Origin of the sequence: Variovorax sucrosi, assembly GCF_051216635.1 — a bacterium.
In the GTDB taxonomy this organism is placed as follows: Bacteria; Pseudomonadota; Gammaproteobacteria; order Burkholderiales; family Burkholderiaceae_C; genus Variovorax.
Genome location: NZ_JBPJZU010000002.1, coordinates 521,321 through 543,278, shown reverse-complemented (window position 1 = coordinate 543,278; position 21,958 = coordinate 521,321). Strand labels below are relative to the sequence as shown.

General features: G+C 69.5%; 19 protein-coding genes. 14 read left to right on the top strand and 5 right to left on the bottom strand.

The window, feature by feature from the left end:
- Window positions 1–15: 15 nt before the first annotated feature.
- Both ACSFBE_RS05605 and ACSFBE_RS05600 read right to left on the bottom strand, forming a co-directional pair.
- On the bottom strand, window positions 16–1,047 hold the full coding sequence (locus ACSFBE_RS05605) for an aldo/keto reductase (protein WP_435489387.1): 1,032 nt from the start codon (window positions 1,045–1,047) through the stop codon (window positions 16–18).
- A gap of 29 nt (window positions 1,048–1,076) precedes the next feature.
- Window positions 1,077–2,261: an MFS transporter gene (locus tag ACSFBE_RS05600; protein ID WP_435489386.1), complete on the bottom strand. Its 1,185-nt coding sequence runs from the start codon at window positions 2,259–2,261 to the stop codon at window positions 1,077–1,079.
- Between the two features lie 91 nt (window positions 2,262–2,352).
- On the opposite strand from ACSFBE_RS05600, the gene ACSFBE_RS05595 reads away from it, so the two are divergent.
- From ACSFBE_RS05595 to ACSFBE_RS05580, 4 genes are all read left to right on the top strand, one after another.
- Window positions 2,353–3,279 carry a LysR family transcriptional regulator gene (locus tag ACSFBE_RS05595; protein ID WP_435489385.1) on the top strand — a complete coding sequence of 309 codons (927 nt, stop codon included), beginning with the start codon at window positions 2,353–2,355 and terminating at the stop codon, window positions 3,277–3,279.
- Window positions 3,276–3,830 (top strand): methylated-DNA--[protein]-cysteine S-methyltransferase, encoded by a 555-nt coding sequence (locus ACSFBE_RS05590; RefSeq protein ID WP_435489384.1) that lies wholly within the window; start codon window positions 3,276–3,278, stop codon window positions 3,828–3,830. Before ACSFBE_RS05595 ends, ACSFBE_RS05590 begins: the two co-directional genes overlap by 4 nt.
- Window positions 3,831–3,909: 79 nt before the next feature.
- On the top strand, window positions 3,910–4,371 hold the full coding sequence (locus ACSFBE_RS05585; RefSeq protein WP_435489383.1) for an Rrf2 family transcriptional regulator: 462 nt from the start codon (window positions 3,910–3,912) through the stop codon (window positions 4,369–4,371).
- Complete coding sequence (locus tag ACSFBE_RS05580; protein WP_435489382.1) at window positions 4,361–5,260, top strand: NAD(P)/FAD-dependent oxidoreductase; 900 nt, start codon at window positions 4,361–4,363, stop codon at window positions 5,258–5,260. The genes ACSFBE_RS05585 and ACSFBE_RS05580 overlap by 11 nt, the downstream gene beginning before the upstream one ends.
- Window positions 5,261–5,286: 26 nt before the next feature.
- Here ACSFBE_RS05580 and ACSFBE_RS05575 read toward each other — a convergent pair whose 3' ends face one another.
- The gene (locus ACSFBE_RS05575) at window positions 5,287–5,637 is read right to left on the bottom strand and encodes an alpha/beta hydrolase (protein ID WP_435489381.1); all 351 of its coding nucleotides are present in this window, start codon (window positions 5,635–5,637) and stop codon (window positions 5,287–5,289) included.
- Between the two features lie 269 nt (window positions 5,638–5,906).
- On the opposite strand from ACSFBE_RS05575, the gene ACSFBE_RS05570 reads away from it, so the two are divergent.
- From ACSFBE_RS05570 to ACSFBE_RS05545, 6 genes are read left to right on the top strand one after another with little or no spacing between them, the layout of a single operon-like run.
- On the top strand, window positions 5,907–7,115 hold the full coding sequence (locus tag ACSFBE_RS05570) for a multidrug effflux MFS transporter (protein WP_435489380.1): 1,209 nt from the start codon (window positions 5,907–5,909) through the stop codon (window positions 7,113–7,115).
- Between the two features lies 1 nt (window position 7,116).
- Window positions 7,117–8,553: an MFS transporter gene (locus tag ACSFBE_RS05565; protein ID WP_435489379.1), complete on the top strand. Its 1,437-nt coding sequence runs from the start codon at window positions 7,117–7,119 to the stop codon at window positions 8,551–8,553.
- Window positions 8,554–8,563: 10 nt separating this feature from the next.
- Complete coding sequence (locus ACSFBE_RS05560) at window positions 8,564–9,223, top strand: paraquat-inducible protein A (protein ID WP_435489378.1); 660 nt, start codon at window positions 8,564–8,566, stop codon at window positions 9,221–9,223.
- Window positions 9,220–9,870, top strand: a complete 651-nt coding sequence (locus ACSFBE_RS05555) for a paraquat-inducible protein A (protein WP_435489377.1) — start codon at window positions 9,220–9,222, stop codon at window positions 9,868–9,870. The genes ACSFBE_RS05560 and ACSFBE_RS05555 overlap by 4 nt, the downstream gene beginning before the upstream one ends.
- Complete coding sequence (locus ACSFBE_RS05550; protein ID WP_435489376.1) at window positions 9,863–11,506, top strand: PqiB family protein; 1,644 nt, start codon at window positions 9,863–9,865, stop codon at window positions 11,504–11,506. Before ACSFBE_RS05555 ends, ACSFBE_RS05550 begins: the two co-directional genes overlap by 8 nt.
- Window positions 11,503–12,132 (top strand): PqiC family protein, encoded by a 630-nt coding sequence (locus tag ACSFBE_RS05545; RefSeq protein WP_435489375.1) that lies wholly within the window; start codon window positions 11,503–11,505, stop codon window positions 12,130–12,132. The genes ACSFBE_RS05550 and ACSFBE_RS05545 overlap by 4 nt, the downstream gene beginning before the upstream one ends.
- A gap of 73 nt (window positions 12,133–12,205) precedes the next feature.
- On the opposite strand, the gene ACSFBE_RS05540 is transcribed toward ACSFBE_RS05545, so the two are convergent.
- The gene (locus tag ACSFBE_RS05540; protein ID WP_435489374.1) at window positions 12,206–12,808 is read right to left on the bottom strand and encodes a CHAP domain-containing protein; all 603 of its coding nucleotides are present in this window, start codon (window positions 12,806–12,808) and stop codon (window positions 12,206–12,208) included.
- Between the two features lie 133 nt (window positions 12,809–12,941).
- Between ACSFBE_RS05540 and ACSFBE_RS05535 the strand changes: the two genes are divergently transcribed.
- The 3 genes from ACSFBE_RS05535 (at window position 12,942) to ACSFBE_RS05525 (ending at window position 15,999) form a co-directional block, all read left to right on the top strand.
- Entirely contained in the window at window positions 12,942–13,598 is a 657-nt protein-coding gene (locus ACSFBE_RS05535) for a response regulator (protein ID WP_435489373.1), read from the top strand.
- Between the two features lie 47 nt (window positions 13,599–13,645).
- Window positions 13,646–15,535, top strand: coding sequence for a sensor histidine kinase (locus tag ACSFBE_RS05530; RefSeq protein ID WP_435489372.1), 1,890 nt, complete (start codon window positions 13,646–13,648; stop codon window positions 15,533–15,535).
- A 104-nt stretch (window positions 15,536–15,639) separates the two neighbouring features.
- Window positions 15,640–15,999 (top strand): hypothetical protein, encoded by a 360-nt coding sequence (locus ACSFBE_RS05525; protein ID WP_435489371.1) that lies wholly within the window; start codon window positions 15,640–15,642, stop codon window positions 15,997–15,999.
- A 43-nt stretch (window positions 16,000–16,042) separates the two neighbouring features.
- Here ACSFBE_RS05525 and ACSFBE_RS05520 read toward each other — a convergent pair whose 3' ends face one another.
- The gene (locus ACSFBE_RS05520) at window positions 16,043–17,395 is read right to left on the bottom strand and encodes an MATE family efflux transporter (protein ID WP_435489370.1); all 1,353 of its coding nucleotides are present in this window, start codon (window positions 17,393–17,395) and stop codon (window positions 16,043–16,045) included.
- A gap of 220 nt (window positions 17,396–17,615) precedes the next feature.
- On the opposite strand from ACSFBE_RS05520, the gene ACSFBE_RS05515 reads away from it, so the two are divergent.
- Complete coding sequence (locus ACSFBE_RS05515; protein WP_435489369.1) at window positions 17,616–21,941, top strand: autotransporter outer membrane beta-barrel domain-containing protein; 4,326 nt, start codon at window positions 17,616–17,618, stop codon at window positions 21,939–21,941.
- The last annotated feature ends 17 nt before the right edge of the window (window positions 21,942–21,958 follow it).

Below are 21,958 nucleotides of genomic sequence, written 5' to 3'. Positions count from 1 at the left end.
TGCCGCCCGGCCGCCTCACACCGCGACCGGGCTGCGCTCGGCGAACTGCCCGTTCCAGTACGGGTAGTACGGATAGGGCGGGATCACGGCGCTGGCCGCGTCGAGCCGCGCCACCTGGGCCGGTGTGAGCGACCAGCCGGCCGCGCCCAGGTTCTCGCGCAGTTGGGCCTCGTCGCGCGCGCCGACCAGCACGCTGGTGACGGTGGGGCGCTGCAGCAGCCAGTTGATGGCGATCTGCGGCAGGGTCTTGCCGGTTTCGGCCGCGATCTCGTCCAGCGCATCCACCACGCGGTACAGGCGCTCGGCGTCCGAGGGCGGCGCGAAGCCTTCGGTGTCGTGCAGCCTGCTGCCGGCAGGCAGCGGCTGGCCGCGGCGGATCTTGCCGGTGAGGCGGCCCCAGCCGAGCGGGCTCCACACGATCGCGCCCACGCCCTGGTCGATGGCCAGCGGCATCAGTTCGTACTCGTAGTCGCGGCCGATGAGCGAGTAGTAGGTCTGGTTGGCCACGTAGCGCTCGAGCCCGAGCCGCTCCGATGCCGCCAGCGACTTCATCAGTTGCCAGCCCGAGAAGTTCGACACGCCGATGTAGCGCACCTTGCCCGCGCGCACCAGGTCGTCGAGCGTGCGCAGCACCTGCTCCACCGGCGTCATCGCGTCGAAGGCGTGCAGTTGCAGGATGTCGATGTGCTCGGTGTCCAGGCGCTTGAGCGCGGCGTCGACGCCGGCCAGCAGGTGGTGCCGCGACGCGCCAGCATCGTTGGGCCCGTCGCCCATGCGCAGCGACAGCTTGGTCGAGACGATCGCCTGGTGGCGCCGTCCCTTGAGCGCCGCGCCGAGGATGCTTTCCGACGCGCCGTTCGAGTACACGTCGGCCGTGTCGAACAGCGTCACGCCCGCATCGAGGCACAGGTCGACGATGCGCCGCGCGCCGGCCACGTCGGTGTTGCCCCAGGCGCTGAAGAGCGGGCCGTGCCCGCCGAAGGTGCCGGCGCCGAAGCCGAGGGCAGGAAGCTTGAAGCCGGAGCGGCCGAGGTAGCGGTGTTCCATGGAAGTCGATCTTTCTGGAGTGGTGGGGTTCAGGCTTTGGCCGGCAGACCGCAGGGCAGGGCGGTCCCACGACGGTCGAGCTGATGGCTCCACACGGCGATGCCGAGGCCGACCAAGGTGATGGCGGCGGCGACCCAGCCGAGCGACGCCAGGCCCGGCCCCCGTTCGATGACCAGGCCGCCGGCCCCGGCGCCGATGGCGTTGCCGAGGTTGAAGGCCGCGATGTTGAGGCTCGACGCCAGGTTCTGGCCGGCACCCGATGCCTTGTCGAGAACGCGCATCTGCAGCGGCGCGACGGTGGCGAACGAGGCGATGCCGAGCACGCCGAAGAAGAGCACCGCCGGTACGACCGCGCCGATGGCGAAGGGCAGCGCGGCCAGCACCAGCGCGAGGGCACCGAGCGTCCACAGCACCGAGCGCATCACCCCGCGGTCGGCCAGCCGGCCGCCGAGCAGGTTGCCGATCGCCATGCCGCCGCCGAAGAGCAGCAGCACCGCGGACACGGCACCGTCGGTAAGGCCGGTCAGCCGGTTGAGCAGCGGTTGCACGAAGGTGAAGACGACGAATACGCCGGCATAGCCGATCACCGTCATCGCCAGGCCCAGCAGCACCTGGGGGCGGCGCAGCACCGCCAGCTCGTCGCGCAACGGTGGCAGGGCTTCGTTGCGCTCGCGGCGAGGCACGAAGAGCGCCAGCACGGCCAGCGCGGCGATGCCGATCAAGGTCACTGCCCAGAAAGAGGCGCGCCAGCCGTGGTGCAGGCCGAGCCATGCGCCCGCCGGCACGCCGAGGATGGTGGCGGCAGTGAGGCCGGTGAACATGATGGCGATTGCCGAGGCGCGGCGCTCCGGCGCGACCAGCCCGGTGGCGACCACCGCGCCGACGCCGAAGAAGGTGCCGTGCGCCAGCGCGGTGACCACCCGCGCGACCATCAGCCAGCCGTAGCTCGGTGCCAGCGCACAGGCCAGGTTGCCGAGCGTGAAGATCGCCATCAGCGCCAGCAGCACCGTCTTGCGCGGGAGCTTGCGCGTGGCCAGCGTGAGCACCGGCGCGCCGATGGCGACGCCGAGGGCATAGCCGGAGATCAGCAGGCCGGCGGCGGCAATGGAGACATGGAGATCGTCCGCGACCTGCTGCAACAGGCCCATCAGGACGAATTCGGTGGTGCCGATGCCGAAGGCGCCGACGGTGAGAGCAAGAAGAGCGATGGGCATGATGCGTCGACTATGTCGGCGCACGTGCTCTGTGACTAGAATGCCCGCCGGACAGACAGTTGTGAACTGAAATCACAGATCGGAGTCAACGATGCCGCGTATCGACGTCAACCGTTCCGGCGAGATGGAAGCCTTCGTGCAGGTGGTCGAGCGCGGCGGTTTTTCCGCGGCGGCACGCGCGCTCGGCATGACGCCGTCGGCGGTCAGCAAGCTGGTCGCGCGCCTCGAGGCGCGGTTGGCCGTGCAGTTGGTCCATCGTTCTACCCGCAAGCTCACGTTGACGCCCGAGGGCCAGCAGTTCCACGAACGCAGCCTGCGCGTGCTGGCCGACATGGACGAGGCCGAGCGCTGTGCCGCCTCGGGCGCCGCGCCGCGCGGCCGGGTCAGCATCAACGCCAGCGTTCCCTTCGGCCACCATGTGCTGCTGCCCTTGATGCCGCGCTTTCTCGAACTGCATCCGCAGGTCACGGTCGATGTGTCGCTGACCGACCGCGTGGTCGACCTGATGGACGAGCGCACCGACATCGCGGTGCGCTGGGGCCAGCTCCCGTCGTCGGATCTGGTCGCGCGGCGGCTGGGCGAAACCGAGCAGGCGATCGTCGGGGCGCCCAGCTACCTCGCGCGCTACGGCACACCGCGCACGCCGCAGGAACTGGAAGCCCACAACCGTTTGGGCACCAGCTACCGGCGCGCGGTGCCGGACTGGCCGCTCGTGGTCGATGGCCGCGCGATCGAGATGCCGATCGTCGGCAACATGCGCGTCGGCGACGGCGCTGCGCTGCGTCGGCTGGTGCTCGACGGCGTCGGCCTGGGCCGGCTGTCGCTCTATCACGTGCAGGCCGACATCGACGCGGGCCGGCTGGTGAAGGTGATGGAGGAATTCAATCCGCACGAGATAGAACCGATGCATGCGGTCTACCTCGGCAAGACGGGTCGGCTCCCCGCCCGGGTGCGGGCGATGCTGGATTTCCTGGTCGCGCATGTGACGCTGGATGGCACGCTGGGGCGCCGGTCATGAGCGCGTCGGCCGGTTTCGCGCTCTTCGCGACCGCCATCGGCCCCTGCGCCATCGCCTGGGGCGCGAAGGGCATCGTCGGCGCCCAGCTGCCGGAGACGGACGAGGCCACCACCCGTGCCCGCATGGCAGCGCGCTTTCCCCACCTCGACGAGGCCGCGCCGCCGCGCGCCGTGCAGGCCACGATGGCTGCCATGGCAGCCGTGCTGGACGGTACATCGAAGGATTTGCTGCTCGATGCGGTGCTCGACGAAGACGCCGTGCCGGCCTTTCACCGCCGCGTCTACGCGCTGGCGAGGCGCATCCCGCCCGGCGAGACGCGGACCTATGGCGAACTCGCCGAAGCGCTCGGCAGCAAGGGGCTGTCGCGTGCGGTCGGGCAGGCCTTGGGGCGCAATCCCTTCGCGCCCATCGTGCCCTGCCATCGGATCCTCGCCGCCGATGGCCGGCCCGGCGGTTTCTCGGCGCACGGGGGTGCGCTGGCGAAGCTGCGCATGCTGGCGCTCGAAGGGGCATGGCCGGGCGGGACCCGGCCGCTGTTCGACGAGCGTTGAGCGCTGCAAACCACCGTGCCGGCAAGGGCATTGAGCTCGCTGTCGTTCGTTGAAATCATTTCGCAACTAATAATGTTGCATGAAACGAGATAGCAAGCTGTCGGGTGTCCTGCACATCCTTCTTCACATGGCCGAGCGGAACGAACCGGCCACCTCGGAGGCGCTCGCCGTGGCGATGCACACCCACCCGGTCGTTGTTCGGCGCCTCATGAGCGGCCTGCGCGACGCCGGCTTCGTGAGTTCGGGCAAGGGCCATGGCGGCGGCTGGGTGCTGTCGTGTCCGCTGAGCGAAGTGACGCTTGGCGACATCCACCGCGCCCTGGGCGCGCCCACCTTGCTGGCGGTCGGGCACCGCACCGAAAGCCCCGGCTGCCTGGTGGAACAGGCGGTCAACGCCGCGCTCGACGAGACCTATCGCGAGGCCGAGACGCTGCTGCTGTCGCGGCTGGATGGCGTCACGCTTGCCGCGCTGTCGGCTGACTTCCACCGCCGCATGGTCGCCGGCGGCTTTTCGAGCCTGGAGATGTCGCATGCAGCATGACGCGATCGCCATCGGCGGCAGCTTCGCCGGGCTGTCGGCCGCCATGCAGCTCGCCCGTGCACGTCGCACGGTGTGTGTGGTGGATGCCGGCGAACCGCGCAACCGCTTCGCTGCCGCCTCGCACGGCTTCTTCGGGCAGGACGGCATGGCGCCGCAGGCCATGATCGCGCAGGCGCGCGACAAGCTGCTCGCCTATCCGTCGGTGCGCTTCGTGGCGGCGCGTGCGGTCGCGGCAGAGGCGGAGGGCGCCGGCGGCTTCGTCGTGACGCTCGACAGTGGCCAGGCGCTTCGATCCCGCAAGCTGCTGCTGGCCTTCGGCGTGCAGGACGGGCTGCCGGCGATCGCCGGACTGCGCGAGCGCTGGGGCGCCAGCGTGCTTCACTGTCCCTATTGCCATGGCTACGAATTCGGCGGGCAGCGCTTGGGCGTGCTGTACCGGGTGCCGATGTCGGTGCACCAGGCGCTGCTGATCTCCGACTGGGGTCCGACCACGCTGTTCCTCGATGGCGAACCGTTGGACGACGACGCCCGCGCCCGCCTTTCGGCGAAGCAGGTGCACATCGAGTCGGGGAAGGTCCGGTCGCTCGAGGGCGCCGGAAGCGGGCTGGAGGCGATCCGCCTTGCCGACGGTCGGGCGGTGCCGCTCGACGCGCTGTACCTGGCACCCAGCGTCCGTCCGGGCAGTGCGCTCGGTGCGCAGTTGGGTTGTGCGTTCGACGACGGCCCCTTCGGCCCGCTCATCCGGACCGATGCGGCCAAGTCGACGACCGTGCCGGGCGTCTATGCCGCTGGCGACGCGGCGCTGCTGGGACACAACGCCACGCTGGCCTCGGCCGACGGCGTGGTGGCCGGCGTCGCGCTGCATCAGTCGCTGGTGTTCGGCGAATGATGCGGCGCGCGGCCGCCATCGTTACTTCAGAACGCGGCCTGGCGCGTGAACGACAGGCTGGACTTCTTGTACTCGGCCGGCACCTGGTCGCGGTAGTACGACTTCGCGTTCAGGTTCTGCAGCGGGTCGTGTGCCGTGGCCACGGCCTGGTTGCGCACGGCGGCGCGGTCGGCCGTCGTGTTCACGGTCTGCACGCCGCTGGCGTAGCCTTCGCCGAAGACGTCGCCGGCACGGGCAGCGGTCACGGCGTCGCTCTGCACGGCAGCGCGGCTGACCGACGGGTTCACCGTCAGCACGCCGTCGTAGGTTTCGGCATGGGCGCCGGCAGCGGCCAGGAGGGAGAGGGCTGCGGCGGCGAGGATGTTGCGGGTGTTCATGTCAATGTTCCTTCAATGATTTGGATGATCTCGAACCGGTCTCGGGTGGGTGTCTCCGCTTCGTCGTTTTCGAAGCGGCCTCTTCGCTCGGTGGCCTGTTCACCCAGATCAACTTGTTCGGTTGGTCTGTGGGATGAAGTTTGCGGCCGCAAGGGCCTGCGCAACGCCTCCCGAAAGAACCACGGCGTTCGAGCTTTGGAAACAATCCCGCCCCGGCCGCGCGGTGCAGGCGTCGGCCAGCCCCTTTTCACCTTGACGACAATCGCTGCATGACTTCTTCGCGCTTCTTCCGCATCGCGCTGGTGCTGGGCCTGCTGTCGGCCATCGGGCCGTTCGCCATCGACATGTACCTGCCGGCGCTGCCGGCCATCGGCGCAAGCCTGCGCGCCGACATCGCGCCGGTCCAGATGAGCCTGACCGTCTTCTTCCTCGCGCTCGCCGCCGGCCAGCCCTTCTACGGGCCGGTGTCGGACATGGTGGGGCGCAAGCCGCCGCTGTACTTCGGCTTGGTGCTGTTCGCGCTGGCCAGCGTCGGCTGCGCGCTGGCCGAGAACATCGAGACGCTGATCGTGCTGCGCTTTCTGCAGGGGCTGGGCGCGGCGGCGGGCATGGCGATCCCGCGCGCCGTGGTGCGCGACCTGCACACCGGCAACGACGCGGCGCGGCTGATGTCGCTGCTCATGCTGGTCTTCAGCATCTCGCCCATCCTGGCGCCGCTGGTGGGCAGCGGCGTCATCGCCGTCGCGGGTTGGCGCGGCGTATTCTGGGCCGTCACGCTCGCGGCCGTGGCCGGGCTGGTGCTCATCGCGACCTCGCTGACCGAGACCCGCCCGCTCGCGCAGCGCGTCGACAGCAGCCTCGGCAGCGCCTTGTCGGCCTACGGCCTGCTGCTGCGCGACCGGCATTACCTGGGCCTGGTCTTCATTGGCAGCTTCGCCATGGCGGGCTTCTTCACCTACCTGGCCAACTCCTCCTTCGTGCTGATCGGCCACTACGGCCTGTCGCCGACGATGTACAGCGTGGCCTTCGGTGTGAACGCCGCCGCCTTCTTCGCTGCGGCGCAGTTCAACGGCGTGCTCGGCGAGCGCTTCGGCCTGGTGCCCGTGGTCAAGGGCGCGGTGGGCGCCTGCGGCCTGGTGATGATCGCGCTGTTCCTGTACTTCTTCCTCGGCGGCGACGCGCTGGCCGTGCTGCTGGTGCTGTACTTCATCGCCAGCGGGCTGATGGGCCTGGTCATCCCCACCACCTCGGTGCTGGCACTCGAGCAGCATGGCGCCATCGCCGGCACCGCGTCGGCGCTGCTCGGCACGCTGCAGATGCTCACCGGCGCCGTGGTGATGGGCGTGGTCGGGCTGTTCACCGATGGCCGACCGTTGCCCATGGTGGCCGGCATGGCCGGTGGTGCGCTGGTGGCGATGCTGCTGACCTGGCTGACGCTGGGCAGGCAGGCGCCGCACCTGAAAACCGTGGTGCGCTGAGATGGCGGCCACGCCCCTGAACAGCGCCGCCGCCGCGCCCGCTCACGCAGCTGCCGATGGCCTCCCGATGCCGCAGCGCCGGCGTGCGATGGCCGTGATCGTGCTCGGCATCATGGTCGCGGTGCTCGACGGCACCATCGTCAACCTGGCGCTGCCGGGCATCGCCCGCGAGCTGCAGGCCAGCGCCTCGCATTCGATCTGGGTCGTCAACGCCTACCAGATCGCCACCCTCGTCATGCTGCTGCCGCTGGCCTCGCTGGGCGACCTGATCGGCTACCGCCGGGTCTACCTGGTGGGCATGGCGCTCTTCACCGCCGCATCGCTCGGCGCCACGCTGGCGAATTCGCTCGACACGCTGATCGCGGCCCGCGCGCTGCAGGGCCTCGGTGCCGCCGGCATCATGAGCGTCAACGCGGCGCTGGTCCGGCTCATCTACCCGTCGGCGCAGCTCGGCCGCGGCATGGCGATCAATTCGATGGTGGTGGCCACCGCCTCGGTCGCGGGCCCGTCGGTGGCGGCGGCGATCCTGTCGGTCGCTTCCTGGCCGTGGCTCTTCGCCTTCAACGTGCCGCTGGGGCTGGTGGTGCTGATGCTCGGCATGCGCTCGCTGCCGGTCAATGTCACCGCGCCGAACACCGGATCACGCTTTTCCTGGGGCGACGTGCTGCTCAACGTGCTGATGTTCTCGCTCATCTTCCTCGGTGCCGACGGTCTGGGCGTGCGCGAGGGCGGCGCCGGCGCGCAGCCCATGGCCTGGGTGCTGCTGCTCGCGGGCATCGCGGTCGGCGTCGTGTTCCTTCGGCGCCAGCGCAAGCTCGCGCTGCCGCTGTTCCCGGTCGACCTGCTGCGCATCCCGGTCTTCGCGCTGTCGATGGGCACCTCGGTCGCGGCCTTCTGCGCGCAGATGCTGTCGTACATCGCGCTGCCCTTCCTGCTGCTCGACGTGTACGGCCGCACGCACCTGCAGGCCGGGCTGTTGATGAGCGTGTGGCCGCTGGCGATCGTGGTGATGGCGCCGGTCGCCGGCCGGCTGATCGGCCGCTACCCCGACGGGCTGCTCGGCGGCATCGGGCTCGGCCTGCTGGCGCTCGGCCTGGCCTTGCTGGCCGGCTTGCCGGCCCAGCCCAGCGACCTGGACATCGCCTGGCGCATGGTGCTGTGCGGCGCCGGCTTCGGCCTGTTCCAGTCGCCCAATAACCACACCATCGTCACCTCGCCGCCGCGGCACCGCAGCGGTGCCGCCAGCGGCATGCTGGGGACGGCCCGGCTGACCGGCCAGACCACCGGCGCGGTGCTGCTGGCGGCCGTCTTCAGCATCTGGAGCCCGCACGCCGGCCGCGGACCGGTCATCGCGCTGGGCCTGGCAGCGGCCTGCGCGGCGCTGGCCGGCATCTGCAGCAGCCTTCGTCTGAGGGTGGCGGCAGCGCCAAGCCATTAAGCTCGCCGCAATGAAGGAAGTTTCCGAGGCGATCGTCTGCGAGGGCTGCGACGCGGTCTACCACCGCACGCCGCTGCGCGCCCGCGAGGTGGCGTGCTGCCCACGCTGCGGCACCGAGCTGGATCGCCACCTGGGCGGGCAGCAGGCACGCATCCTTCCGCTGGCGGTGGCGGGCCTGATCATGTTCGCCGTCGCCAACCTGTTCCCGATCGTCGAGATCGAGCTGCGCGGCCTGCGCAGCCAGACCACGCTGGCCGGCGCCGTGGTGGTGCTGGCCGGCGAGGGCATGTCCCTGGTGGCGCTGCTGGTGCTGGCCACCACCATCCTGTTTCCGCTGCTGCAACTGCTGATCCTGCTGTGGCTGCTCATTCCGCTGCGCCGGCAGGGCCGGGTGGTCGCCGGCTTCGCCTGGCTGGTGCGCGCCATGCAGTCGCTGCGGCCCTGGGGAATGATCGAGGTCTTCCTGCTCGGCGTGCTGGTGGCGCTGGTCAAGCTGTCGAGCATGGCCACGGTGCTGCCCGGGCCTGCGCTCTATGCCTTCATGGTGCTCACGGTGCTGCTGACGGCGGTGCTGGCCTTCGACCCGCGCGGCTTCTGGGAGATGGCCGAAGGCGCCGCCAACGAGGCCGAGGCGCAAGCCGAAGCCTCCGGCCGCGAGGAAGCCGCGTGACGACGCAGCCGCCGCAGCGCGCCATCGACACCGGCCTGATCGGCTGCCGCCATTGCGGCACCGTGTGGCAGGACGCGGAGGAGGGCGCGCGCTGCGGCCGCTGCGGCACGCCGCTGCACATCCGCAAGCCCGACAGCCTGCGGCGCACCTGGGCCTTCCTGATTGCGGCCTGCCTGATGTACCTGCCGGCCAACCTGCTGCCCGTGATGATCACCCGCACCCTGTTCGGCCGCAGCGACGACACCATCATGAGCGGCATCATCTATTTCTGGGTGACCGGTGCCTACGGCCTGGCCGCCATCGTCTTCGTCGCCAGCTTTCTGGTGCCGCTGTTCAAGCTGGCGGCATTGTTCGTGCTGGTGGTGAGCGCGCAGCGGCGCAGCAACTGGCGCTGTGCCGAACGTGCCAAGCTCTATCACGTGATCGAGATCATCGGCCGCTGGTCGATGCTCGACGTGTTCGTGGTGGCGCTGCTGGCCGGGCTGGTGCGCATCCAGGGTTTCGCGGAGATCACCGCGGGCGTGGGCATCGCCGCCTTCGGCGCGGTGGTCGTGCTGACGATGCTGGCGTCGATCAGCTTCGATCCCAAGCTCAGTTGGGACGGCCCGACTGACGAAGAACACACAACGGAAGTACGACATGAGTGAAAACGATCCTCGCCCCGCGCCCGCGGGCGCCGGCGGACTGCCCGCACCGCGCGTGGCCCGCAGACGCGACTGGATGCCGTCGTTGATCTGGCTGATCCCGGTGGTGGCTGCGCTGGTCGGGATCTTCCTGGTGGCGCGCATCCTGATCGACCGTGGCCCCGAGATCGTGCTGACCTTCAAGACCGCCGAGGGGCTGGAGGCGGGCAAGACCGCCGTGAAGTACAAGGATGTGCAGATCGGCGTGGTGCAGAGTCTGCGCCTGTCGAACGATCGCTCCCATGTGCGGGTGACGCTGCAGCTCAACAAGGACGCGGACGCCTTCACCGCGCAGGACACGCGCTATTGGGTGGTGCGCCCGCGCCTGGACACCTCGGGTATCTCGGGCCTGAGCACGCTGCTCTCCGGCGCGTACATCGGCGCCGACGCCGGAACGGCCGAAGAGAGCGCCAAGGAGTTCACCGGCCTCGAAGTTCCGCCGATCGTCACCCGAGACGCGTCGGGCAAGCAGTTCCTGCTGCGCGCGGCGGACATCGGGTCGCTCGACGTCGGCTCGCCGGTGTACTTCCGCCGCATCAAGGTGGGCCAGGTCGCGGCCTACGAGCTGAACGACGACGGACGTGGTGTGACGCTGCGCATCTTCGTCAACGCGCCCTACGACAAATTCGTGGGCGGCAACTCGCGCTTCTGGCAGGCCAGCGGGCTCGACATGCGGCTCAACGCCGGCGGCATCACCTTGCGCACCCAGTCGCTCGCGACCATCCTGCTGGGCGGCATCGCCTTCGGTGCGCCCGAGAACGAGAACGGGCCGGTCGCCGGCGAGAACACCGCCTTCGCGCTGGCCGAGGACGAGGGCGTCGCGATGAAGCCGCCGGACGGCCCGGCCGAGACGGTGCTGCTGCACTTCAACCAGTCGCTGCGCGGCCTGTCGCCCGGTGCGCCGATCGACTTCCGTGGCGTGGTGATCGGCGAGGTCAAGTCGATCGGCATCCAGTTCGACCGGAGCGAGCGCGAGTTCCGCATGCCGGTGATCGCCACGGTCTACCCCGACCGTCTGCGCTCCCGCAAGCCCGGCGAAGTGGCCGAGTCGCGCTTCACGCAACGGCAGCGGCTGCGCTTCCTCGTCGGCAAGGGCCTGCGCGCGCAGATGCGCACCGGCAACCTGCTGACCGGGCAGAACTACATTGCGCTCGACTTCTTTCCCAACGCGCCGACGGCGACCGTCGATATCGACAAGGACCCGGTCGAACTGCCCACGATGCAGAACAGCCTCGACGAACTGCAGTCGCAGGTGCAGGAGATCGTGAGCAAGGTCAACAAGGTGCCCTTCGAGCAGATCGGCACCGACATGCGCAGCGCGCTCGCCACGCTCAACAAGACGCTGGTGAGCGCCGAGCAGCTCACGCGCACGCTCAACAACGACGTGTCGCCCGAGATCACCGCCGCCATGAAGGACGCGCGCAAGACCATCAACTCCGCCGAGCGCACGCTGGCGCAGGACTCGCCCCTGCAGCAGGACATGCGCCAGACGCTGCAGGAGCTGACGCGTGCCGCGGGCTCGGTCCGCGTGCTCACCGACTACCTCGAACGCCACCCCGAGTCGCTCCTGCGCGGCAAACCGGAAGACCAGAAGAAATGACGCGACGCTCAACTTCCCTTGCCGCTGCCGTGTGCCTGGCGGCCGCCTTGCTCGCCGCCGGCTGCGCCAGTGCGCCTGACCGCTACTACACGCTCGCTGCGCCGGGTGGCTCTTCGCGCACGGCGCCGGTTTCCGGCACACCCGTGTTCATCGAACTGGCGCCGGTCGCGGTGCCCGAGCGGCTGGCTCGGCCGCAGATGGTCGTGCACCAGGCCGATGGTCGGAGCGCCGAGGTGGCGCTGCTCGAGCAGCACCGCTGGTCGTCGTCCTTCGAGAACGAGTTGCGCGATGCGCTGTCGAGCGGCGTCGCGGCGCGGCTGGGCGCCATTGATGTGACCAAGGGCGGCCGCCAGCCCAGCACGCCGGCGTGGCGCATCGCGGTGCAGGTGCGGCAGTTCGACGCGATGGAGAACACGCGCGTCGATGCGGCCCTGAGCTGGACGGTGCGCCGCTCCGACGCCGACCTGAGCGCCACCTGCCAGTGGCGCACCAGCGAGCCCGTGGCCAGCGGCATCGATGCGCTGGCGCAAGGCGCGCAACGCGTGGCGTCGAATGCGGCGGATGCGATCGCACGGCACATCGCGCAGCTGCAGCAGAACCCCGGCGCGCCCTGCACGGCACCATAGCGTCGCGCCTTGGCCGTGTCGCGGACACCGAGCCTGAAAACTTGAGGGACGTGGGCCGCCACCACGCCGTCGCTCACCGTGCGGAGATCTGGCGGCACCACACCGGGATGGACGCCGGCTGGTCGGCGAAGGCGGTCGTCGCGTTCTCCTTCACCGCATCGAAGGGCGCCGTCCGGAAGTTGTCCGCCGAGCAGTGCAGGAGGCGCACCGCGCGGCCGGCCACCACCTCACTCACGATGCCGACATGGCCAAAGCGCATGTCCGCCGGCTTGGGGTAGACCATCAGGCAACCGGGTACCGCTGCATCGAGCCGCGTGAACAGCCGCTGGCCGTGCAACGCGTCCTCGTGGATGGCATCGGTGAAGATCCATTCGCCGAAGCCGGGCAGCGGCGGCGACAAATGGCGCGGCAGCCCGAGCGCCCAGCTCACGAAACCCGAGCAGTCGCAGGCCGGCAGCTCCAGCGCTGGGTCGTCCAGGTCGATGCCGGCCGCCTCGGCCACCGGTTGCAGCTCGGCCTGTTCGGCGGCCGACAGCGCCGACCACGCAGCCGCGACCTGCATGGCCCGTGCGGCCGACGCGGTGTCGGGGTCTTCGCCGCCGGCACCGGCCCAGTAGACCGTGCCGCGTCCCAGCATCGTGCGGGCACGCAAAAGGAGAGCGTCGACGGTCGTCATGGGGCACCTGCGCTTGCAAAGCAACGCACCTTAGCTGCGGCCTCTGCGGTTGGCGATAGCGCGTTCGCGCTATGCCTTCGGTGCCGTGCCGGTGGGAAGATCGACACCCTGCACCGTCGCCAAAGGAGACGCGATGACACGGGTGTTGATCGTCGAGGATGAGCCGGAATTCATGCGCCGCTTCTCCAGCGCGGTGCTGAACGATCCGGCGTTCAGTCTGGTCGCCGCCGTGTCGACCGGACTGGCCGCGAATGCGATGCTCGATCTGCAGCGGCCCGACGTGCTGCTGGTCGACCTCGGCCTGCCCGACGTGAGCGGCGTCGAGGTCATCCGCTACGCCGCGTCGCGCCACCCCCAGTGCGAGGTGCTGGTGGTCACCATGTTCGGCGACGACGCGCATGTGGTGGCGGCGATCGAGGCTGGCGCCACCGGTTACCTGCTGAAGGACGCCTCTGAAGAGCGCATTGCCGCCAGCATCCACGAGCTGTGCGCCGGCGGTTCGCCCATCAATCCGGGCATCGCGCGGCGCGTGCTGGCGCGCTTCCGGCTGGCGCCGAAGCCACCGCCGCCGAGCGAGCCCGGCCTGGCCGGCGAACGCTCGCCGCTCACCGCACGCGAGACCGAACTGCTGCGGCTCACCGCCAAGGGCTTCACCTTCGACACCATCGGCCAGGTCATGGAGATCTCGCCCCACACGGTGGTCGCGCATGTGAAGAAGATCTACCGCAAGCTGGCGGTCCACTCGCGCAGCGAAGCGGTCTACGAAGCCAGTCAGATGGGCCTGCTGTGAGCCGGTGGTCGGTGGCGCCGGGGTGGCGCCCTTGGCGGCCATGGCCGATGGCACTGGCACTGGCACTGGCACTGGCACTGGCACTGCCGTGTGGTGCCACGCAGGCGGCTCCTGCGGTGATGGTGATCGATCGGGTGCAGCGCCTGGCATCGAACGAGCGCGCACCGCCCGAGGCCGACCGCGCCTGGGTGCCGGCCTCGCTGCCCGACGGCGGCGCCGCGAACCGCGGCCGGCCGCAGCCGGAGTCGGTCTGGTATCGCATGGTGTTCAACGGCCCGCCCACCGACGCGACGCCCGCCTCGTGGGCGGTGTACCTGCCGTTCTTCTACGACGGCGGCGCGTTCTGGCTCAACGGGCTGCAGGTCGCCAGCGTGCCGGAAAGCAGTGCGACGGTGCAGGTGCGTTGGGAGCGGCCTCATCTCGTCAACCTGCCGGCCGGCTTGCTGCACAGCGGCGAGAACGCGCTTGCCATCCGTGCGGCAGCGCTGCCGGCCGGCAACGTGCGCCGCATGCCGCGGGTGAGCATCGGCCCGCTGGACGCGCTCCAGCCCGCCTACGACCGGCGGATGTTCTGGGCCCGCACCTTGCCGCAGATCACCACCGCGGTCTGCCTGCTGATGGCCGGCTTCGTGCTCTTCATCTGGTGGCGGCGTCGCAGCGAAATGCTCTACGGCCTGTTCGGCATCACCGCCGCGCTCTGGGGCATCCGCACGCTCACCTTCGTCATCGAGCAGATGCCGGTCGCGCAGTGGCATCTGTGGCGCATGGCCTACCTCGGGGCGACCGGCGGCTTCGTCGTGCTGATGGCCATCTTCGCCCTGCGCTTCGCCGGCATCCGCCGGCCCTGGATCGAGCGCGGCCTGCTGCTCTACGCACTCGTCGGCCCGCTCTGGCTGGGCCTGCAGGGGCGGGCGGCGGAGCCCTTCATCAACCGCTTCTGGAGCGCCGGGCTCATTCCGGTCGGGCTGTCGGTGCTCGGCGTGTCGCTCTACAACCTGGTGCGCCAGCGCACCTGGGCCGCGGCACTGCTGCCGGCCGCGCTGGTCTTCCCGGTGGTGGCCGGTGTGCACGACTACCTGCTCGCCTGGGACGTGGCGCCGCTGATGGCGGCGCTGCCGCACTGGACCGAGCAGCGCATCTTCCTGCTGCACCACGGCGCCAACCTGCTGCTGCTGCTCATGGGCGGGCTGCTGACGGTGCGCTTCGTTCGTGCCCTGTCCGCGCTCGAGCAGCTCAACCTCACGCTCGAGGCGCGGGTGGCCGACCGCGAGCGGCACCTGGCGGCCAATTTCTCGCGCATGGCAACGCTGCAGCAGCAGCATGCGGCCGCGCAGGAGCGTCAGCTGATCATGCGGGAGATCCACGACGGCCTGGGCTCGCGGCTGTTCACCTCGCTGTCGCGCGTCGAACGCGGCGACATGGACGAGGCGCAGATCGCCGAGGCGCTGCGCGACTGCATCGGCGACATGCGCCTCGCGCTCGATGCGCTCACGCCGGGCGAGGAAGACTTCCGCGTGGTGCTCGGCAATTTCCTGTTCCGCTGGCAGGAACAGCTGGACGACGCCGGCGTGCGTTCGGCATGGACCATCGACTGGCCCGACGGGGCGCCGCCGCTGGCGCCGCAACGTCTGCTGCAACTGCTGCGCATCATGCAGGAGGCCTTCACCAATGTGCTCAAGCATGCGCAGGCGACGCAGCTGCACATGGCGCTGAGGCCCTGGGCGGGTGGCGTCGAGATGGAGGTGCAGGACGACGGCCGCAGCGCCGTCGCACCGCAGCGCCACGGCGGCCGCGGCCTGGCGAACATGCGTGCCCGGGCGGCACAACTCGGCGGTGAACTGATCTTCGAGCGCAGCGACCGTGGCACCCGCGTGCTGGCACGCGTGCCGGTGGTCGCGCCTTCCAGCACGGGACCGGCCCTGCAGACCATCGCGTGAACACGCGATGCCGCCACGCGGATGCGGCATGGCCGCGGCGCACCGGGCTGCCTAGAGTCTTATCGGTCCGGCATCGACGTCGGAATCACTCGAAAGGCGCTGGCATGAGCATGTCCCCGATCTCGATTCCGCTGCACGACAGCGCCCTGCTGTCGGCGATCGCATGGGCCTACCTCGTCACGAATGCCGTCCGCGTGTTCACCTATCTGCCGCAGATTGCGGCGGTCTGGCGTTGCAGCGACGGCGCGCTGTCGATCTCGTTGCTCACCTGGGGCTCGTGGGTGCTCTCGCACGTGACGGCAGTGCTCTACGGCACGCTGGTGGTGCTCGACGGCTTCTTCGTGGTGATCTCGCTCGTCAACCTGCTGGGCTGCGGTGCGGTCACCGTGATCGCGATGCGGCGCCGCACGCAGTGGAAGCAGGCCGCCCGCGAGGCGCCGCATGCGGCGGCGCTCAGCCGCTGACCGCCGCGGCGAAACACCCGCAGCACCTGCCGCACGTACCGCTTCACACCAGCCGCCGGATCGCCTTCTTGCGCCATACCAGCCGGTAGTAGGCGGTCTGCAGCCCGAGCATCGCAAGGAAGGCGACCGGGTAGGCCACCCACACGCCGTTGATGCCGATGCGGTGGCTCATCCCATAGGCCACCGGCACCTCGATCAGCGCGATGCAGACGATCGAGATCGCCGTGGGTACCAGCACCGAGCCGCTGGCCCGCATGATCCCCGACAGCACCGACGCCATGCCGAACACCACGCTGCTCCACAGCATGATGTGCAGCAGCGTCTGTGCCAGCTCGATCACCGGCGCGCTGGTGATGAAGAAGCCCATCAGCCGGCGAGAGAACAGATAGCCGAGCAGCACCAGCGCGCCGGTCAGCACCAGGTTCATCAGCAGGCCGGTGCGCGCGATGGCGCTCAACTGGCTGGTGCGGCCCGCACCGATCGCCTGCGCGCCGAGGATCGACGCGGTGACCGCGATCGAGATGGCGGGGAACTGCACGTAGGCCACCACCTGGTTGACCGCGCCATAGGCGGCGGTGGCCTGCGAGCCGTAGCTGTTGACGAGCGAGAGCAGGGCGATCTCCGCCAGCGCGATGACGATCATCTGCACGCCGGTGGGCACACCCACCTTGAGCACCGTCTTGAGGATGGCCGGGTCGATACGCAGGCGTCGCGCGAATTCGGCATCCGGCGCCAGCGCGCTCTTCGTACGGCGCAGCCGGAAGCCCAGCCACGCGGTCGCGAGCACGAAAGACAGCACGGTGGCCACGGCACCGCTGGCCACACCCAGCATCGGCAGACCGCCCCAGCCGCGTATGAGTGCGGGTGTCACCACCAGGCCGATGCCGGTCGAGAGGGTCAGCGTGTACAGCGGCGTCACGGTGTCGCCGATGCCGCGCAGCATCGCCGTCGACAGCAGGAAGACGAAGAGCCCGGGCATCGCGATCAGCATGATGCGGGCGTAGCGCGTGGCGTCGGCCAGGATGTCGGGCGGTGTGCCCAGCGCCTTCAGCAGCGGCGCGGTGAAGGCGCCGCCGAACAGCGCCACCAGCAGACCGAAGGCGATGCCCACCGTGAGCGTGGTGCCGGCGATGGCCTTCACCCGGCCGGTGTCGCGCGCGCCCCAGGCCTGCCCGATGAGCACCGACGCGCCGGCGCCCAGGCCGATGGTGAAGGCGATGAAGAAGAACATCACCGGAAAGAAGCTCGACACCGCCGCGAGCGCACCGACGCCGATCATCTGCCCGACGTACACGTTGTTCAGCGTGCCCGAGAGCGACTGCAGGATGTTGCTCAGCAGCATGGGGGCGAGGAAGAACAGGAAGGTCTTCCAGAGCGGGCGGTCGAGAGAGGACATCGTGGAGCTTCAAAGGGGAGTATGCCTGCGCCGCTCCGGCCGATGCCGCCGTGCCAACTAGTCAGCACTATCTGTTAACAATGCCGCCGAAATCTCGCGAAACCTCGCATTCGCCCCTGGCATCCCCCCGTGCTCGACACCATCCGGCCCTCAGGGAACGATGGTCAGAGCAGCCCGCAGTGTTTGCCCGACCGCATTCGGAACTTACGAGGGTAAACACATGAACAGCACATTCAGGTCGATCTGGAACGAGTCGCTCGGCGCTTGGGTGGCGGCCAGCGAGCTTTGCGCCGCGCGCGGCAAGAAATCTTCGAGCAGCGTGCTTGCTGCGGGCCTTTTGGCTGCGGTGGTCTGCGGCGGCGCACCGTCCGCTTGGGCGGCCAACGAGTGCGGTGTTGTCGCTTCAGGCGGCACCGTGACTTGCCAGGGCGATGGCACGCCCGTGGGGGACGCCAACCCGAATACCACCGGTATTGCGTATGGCACCGACAACATCAAAGTCATCGTTGACGGCACCGCTGCGCCCTTCACCATCGCGACGACAACCGCCAATGCTGTTTATTCGACCGGTAGCGGCGCAGGCAACCAACAGATCGAAGTCAATGGCCCTGTCACGATCAATGTGACCGCTCCCGCGGGCAATACAGGGGCCAATCCTTTGTGGGCTGTGCTGGCCGAAACGAGCGGCGGAAACGGTGATGCAAGCGTCGTCATCAATGGTGCGCAGATCACCAGCACCGGCGAATATGCTTCTGGCGCCACCTCAGCCGCCCACGGCGACGGCAATGCAACCTCGGTTCTCAACAGCGGTTCCATCTCCACCACCGGCCAGCAAGGTTCCGCGGTCGGTCTGTATGCCGTGACGTACGGCAGCGGCACGGCGACGGTCACGGTCAACGGCGGTTCGATCAATACAGGCACCAGTACTGCAAACGGGTCGCACGCGGCTTACGCATTGGCGTACGGCAATGGCGATGCTGTCGCCACCATGACGGGTGGGGCTGCCACCACACAGGCCTTGAACAACTCGGTCGTAGTGGCCCAGACATTCGGTTCCGGCACGGCTTCCGCCACCATTTCTGGCGGCACTGCGACGACCAACGGCGCCAGCTCGACCGTCATCGCCGTTGGCTCCGGGTCCGGCGCCGCCATTGCCAGCCAGACGGGAGGGACGGTGATCGCCAACGGAGCGGGCGGCGTCGGGCTGGCCGCGTTGGCCGTCGGCACCGGCGCCGCGACCGCGTCGATGACGGGTGGCAGCATTGCGACCCAGGGCAGCAACGGCTACGGGATCTGGGCCACTGTCCTGAACCCAGCCAGCACGGCCGCGGCAACGGCAACCATGGATGCCGCAGCTTCGACGATCACCACGCAGCAGACCGGCGCCGCCGGTATCTACGCACACAACGCCGGCAGTGGCACGGCCACGGCCACGCTGCAGAACGGCCGCATCAGCACCGCGGGCACCTACGGTTACGGCGTGTATGCCGAAACGCTCGGCACTGGCAATGCGGTTGCCAGTTCTTCGGCGGGCACATCCATCCAGACCAGCGGCATCGACGGTGCCAAGGGGATCTTTGCCAATGCCATGGGCACCGGCAATGCAACGGCGATCAACAACGGAAACGTGCTGACGACCGGTGCCTCCGGTCTCGATGGCAATTTCGGCGTCTATGCCGTTGCGGCGAGCGGCAACGCGACAGCGGCCAACACCGGCACCGTGACGACCGGTGGGACGTTCGGCTATGGCGTCTATGCAGTCGCGAACGGCAATGGCGTCGCGACGGCCACCTCGAGCGGCGCCGTCACGACCAACGGCCCCTACTCCACCGGGATCGGTGCGCACATCGACAATTCCGATTCGACCAAGCATGGCACTGCGATCGCCACGCTCCAGAGCGGCGGCACCGTGACGACGAACGGGTCGCCCTACGGCATCGGCATCTTTGCCGACGTCATGGGCTATGGAGACGCGGTCGCCACCAATGCGGGGACCGTCGCTACGCGGGGCCAGTTCGCAGGCGGCGTGGCGGCCCGTGTGCTTTACGGCGCGGGCGACGCCAGCGCTGTGAATCAAGGGGCAATTTCCACCACTGGCATCGCGGCTAATGGCCTGTATGCGGCCGCGGGGCAGGGCGCGGCGGGCAACGCCGACGCGCTGAACACGGGGACGGTGACGACGACGGGGGACAGCTCGGCTGGCGTCGTGGCGTCGGTCGAGACCGTCGGAAGCGCGTCGATCGCCACGGCGACCATGGGCGGCGGCACGGTCAGCACATCGGGCGCGGCGGCGGCGGGTGTGCTGGCAGACAACCAGGGCGTCGGCCTGGCTTCACTTCAGATGAGCGGCGGTACCGTGACGACGACGGGCGCGAATTCGGACGGACTGGTCGCGCGCGCAACCGGCGGGATCTACGCGGTCGCAATGACCGGCGGCAGCGTGACCAGCGGCAGCGGCGCCGGTGCGGCCATCCATACCCTGGCAGCGGCAGGCGGGACGGTCAACATCGGCGCGGCGGCCACGGTCAACGGGTCCGCCTCCGGCATCGCCATCCGCGACGGCGACGCCGGCAACACCGGCACCGACGCGCTCGGCGGCAATGCCATCGTCACCACCGCCGGCACCGTCACCGGCGACGCGATCCTCGGCCTGGGCAACGACAGCCTGGCGCTCACCGGCGGCGGCTTCACGGGCAACATCTACGGCGACGACCGTGTCGCTAGCGCCGGCGACGGCAACGACAGCTTCAATTGGACCGGTGGCAGCCTCGCGGGCGGCTTCTACGGCCAGAACGGCTCCGACGCCGCGCTCGTGTCCGCCGCCGGCTACAACGGCAGCACGGTCCTCAACGGCGGCGACGACGTATCGGCCGCCGACGGATGGGTCGACAAGCTGACGCTGCAGGGCGTGAACGCAACGGCCGGCGGAACCCAGCTGGTCAACTGGGAAACCATCAACCTCGACAACACCCGCCTGACCCTCGCCGGCACGCCGCTGGCTGTCGGCGCCGGCGTCGACGGCAGCGGCGCCCCGATGGGCCTGTTCGTCAATACCGGCAGCAGCCTGCTGATGGGCCAGCCGGCCTTCGCCATCACCGGCGACGTGCACAACAGCGGCCTCGTCGACCTGCGCAACCCCTCGGGCGTGCCCGGCAACGTGCTCACGGTCAACGGCAACTATGCCGGCAACAACGGCCTCGTGAACATCAACACGGCTTTGGGCGGCGATGCCAGCGCCACCGACAAGCTCGTGGTCAACGGCAGCACCAGCGGCACTACGCGGGTGCAGGTCACCAATGCCGGCGGCGCTGGTGCCGCGACGGTCAACGGCATCCAGGTCGTGCAGGTGACAGGCACGTCGAGCGCCGGCAACTTCACGCTGGCTTCGCCGGTGCAGGCCGGCGCCTATGAATACGGGCTGCAGCGCGGCGGCAACACCGATGGCGACGCCAACAGCTTCTACCTGAGCAGCGTCTACGTCCCGGCGCCGAACCCCGTCGAACCCACGCCGGGCCCAACGCCTGTCCCCGCTCCGCCGCCCGAAGTCTTCCGCCCCGCGGTGCCGGGCTACGTGCTGGGCCAGGTCGCCAGCAACGAGCTGGGCCTGGGCCTGCTCGGCAGCCTGCACAAGCGTGTCGGCGAGGAGCAGACCGCCAAGTGGGACTACTGCGGCTGCGATGACAAGGCGCCGGCCGATCAGGTCTGGGGCCGCCTGCATGCGCAGCGCCTGGACATCGACGGCAAGCGCCAGTTCGGCGCCGAGCAGAACCTGCAGTTCGTGCAGTTCGGTAAGGACCTCTCGATCGCCTACAGCGGCGACCCGGGCGACAAGTCGCGCACGCACACCGGCCTGAGCATGGGCTACGGCCGCACCACCACCGACTTCGGCGACCGCCGCCGCGGTGATGCCGGCATGGGCTACGACACCGGCAAGATGAAGGGCCAGATGGCCACCCTCGGGGCCTACCACACGCGCTATGCCGACAACGGCAGCTACCTCGACCTGGTCGGGCAGCTGCACGCGGTGCACAACAAGTACACCGACAAGTACGGCGGCGAGGGCACACAGAAGGGCGCGGGTCTCGGCCTGAGCGTCGAGGTCGGCCGGCCCTGGCAGATCGGCGACAGCCAGTGGCTCATCGAGCCGCAGGCGCAGCTGAGCTACCAGGCCACGCGTTACCGCGGCTTCTCGGACGACGTGTCCTCGGTGGACGGCTTCACCGGCCAAAGCCTGCGGGCGCGCCTCGGCGGCCGCCTGGCCTGGAACGACAAGGCAGAACGCGCCGACAAGCTCACCCGCACCAACACCTTCTATGTGACGGCCAACCTGCTGCACGAGTTCATGGACCCGGAGGCGGTGACCATCGGCGGCACCTCGGTGAGCGAGGACTGGGCCAAGAAGACCTGGGCCGAAGTGGGCGTCGGCGCGCAGTTGCCGCTGGGCAAGTCGACCTACCTGTATGGCGGCCTGCAGTACCAGCGCTCGCTCGGCGACCGCAGCCGCGAAGGCGTGTCGGGGCAGGTGGGCGTGAAGGTGGCGTGGTGAGCGCCGGTCAATCGACA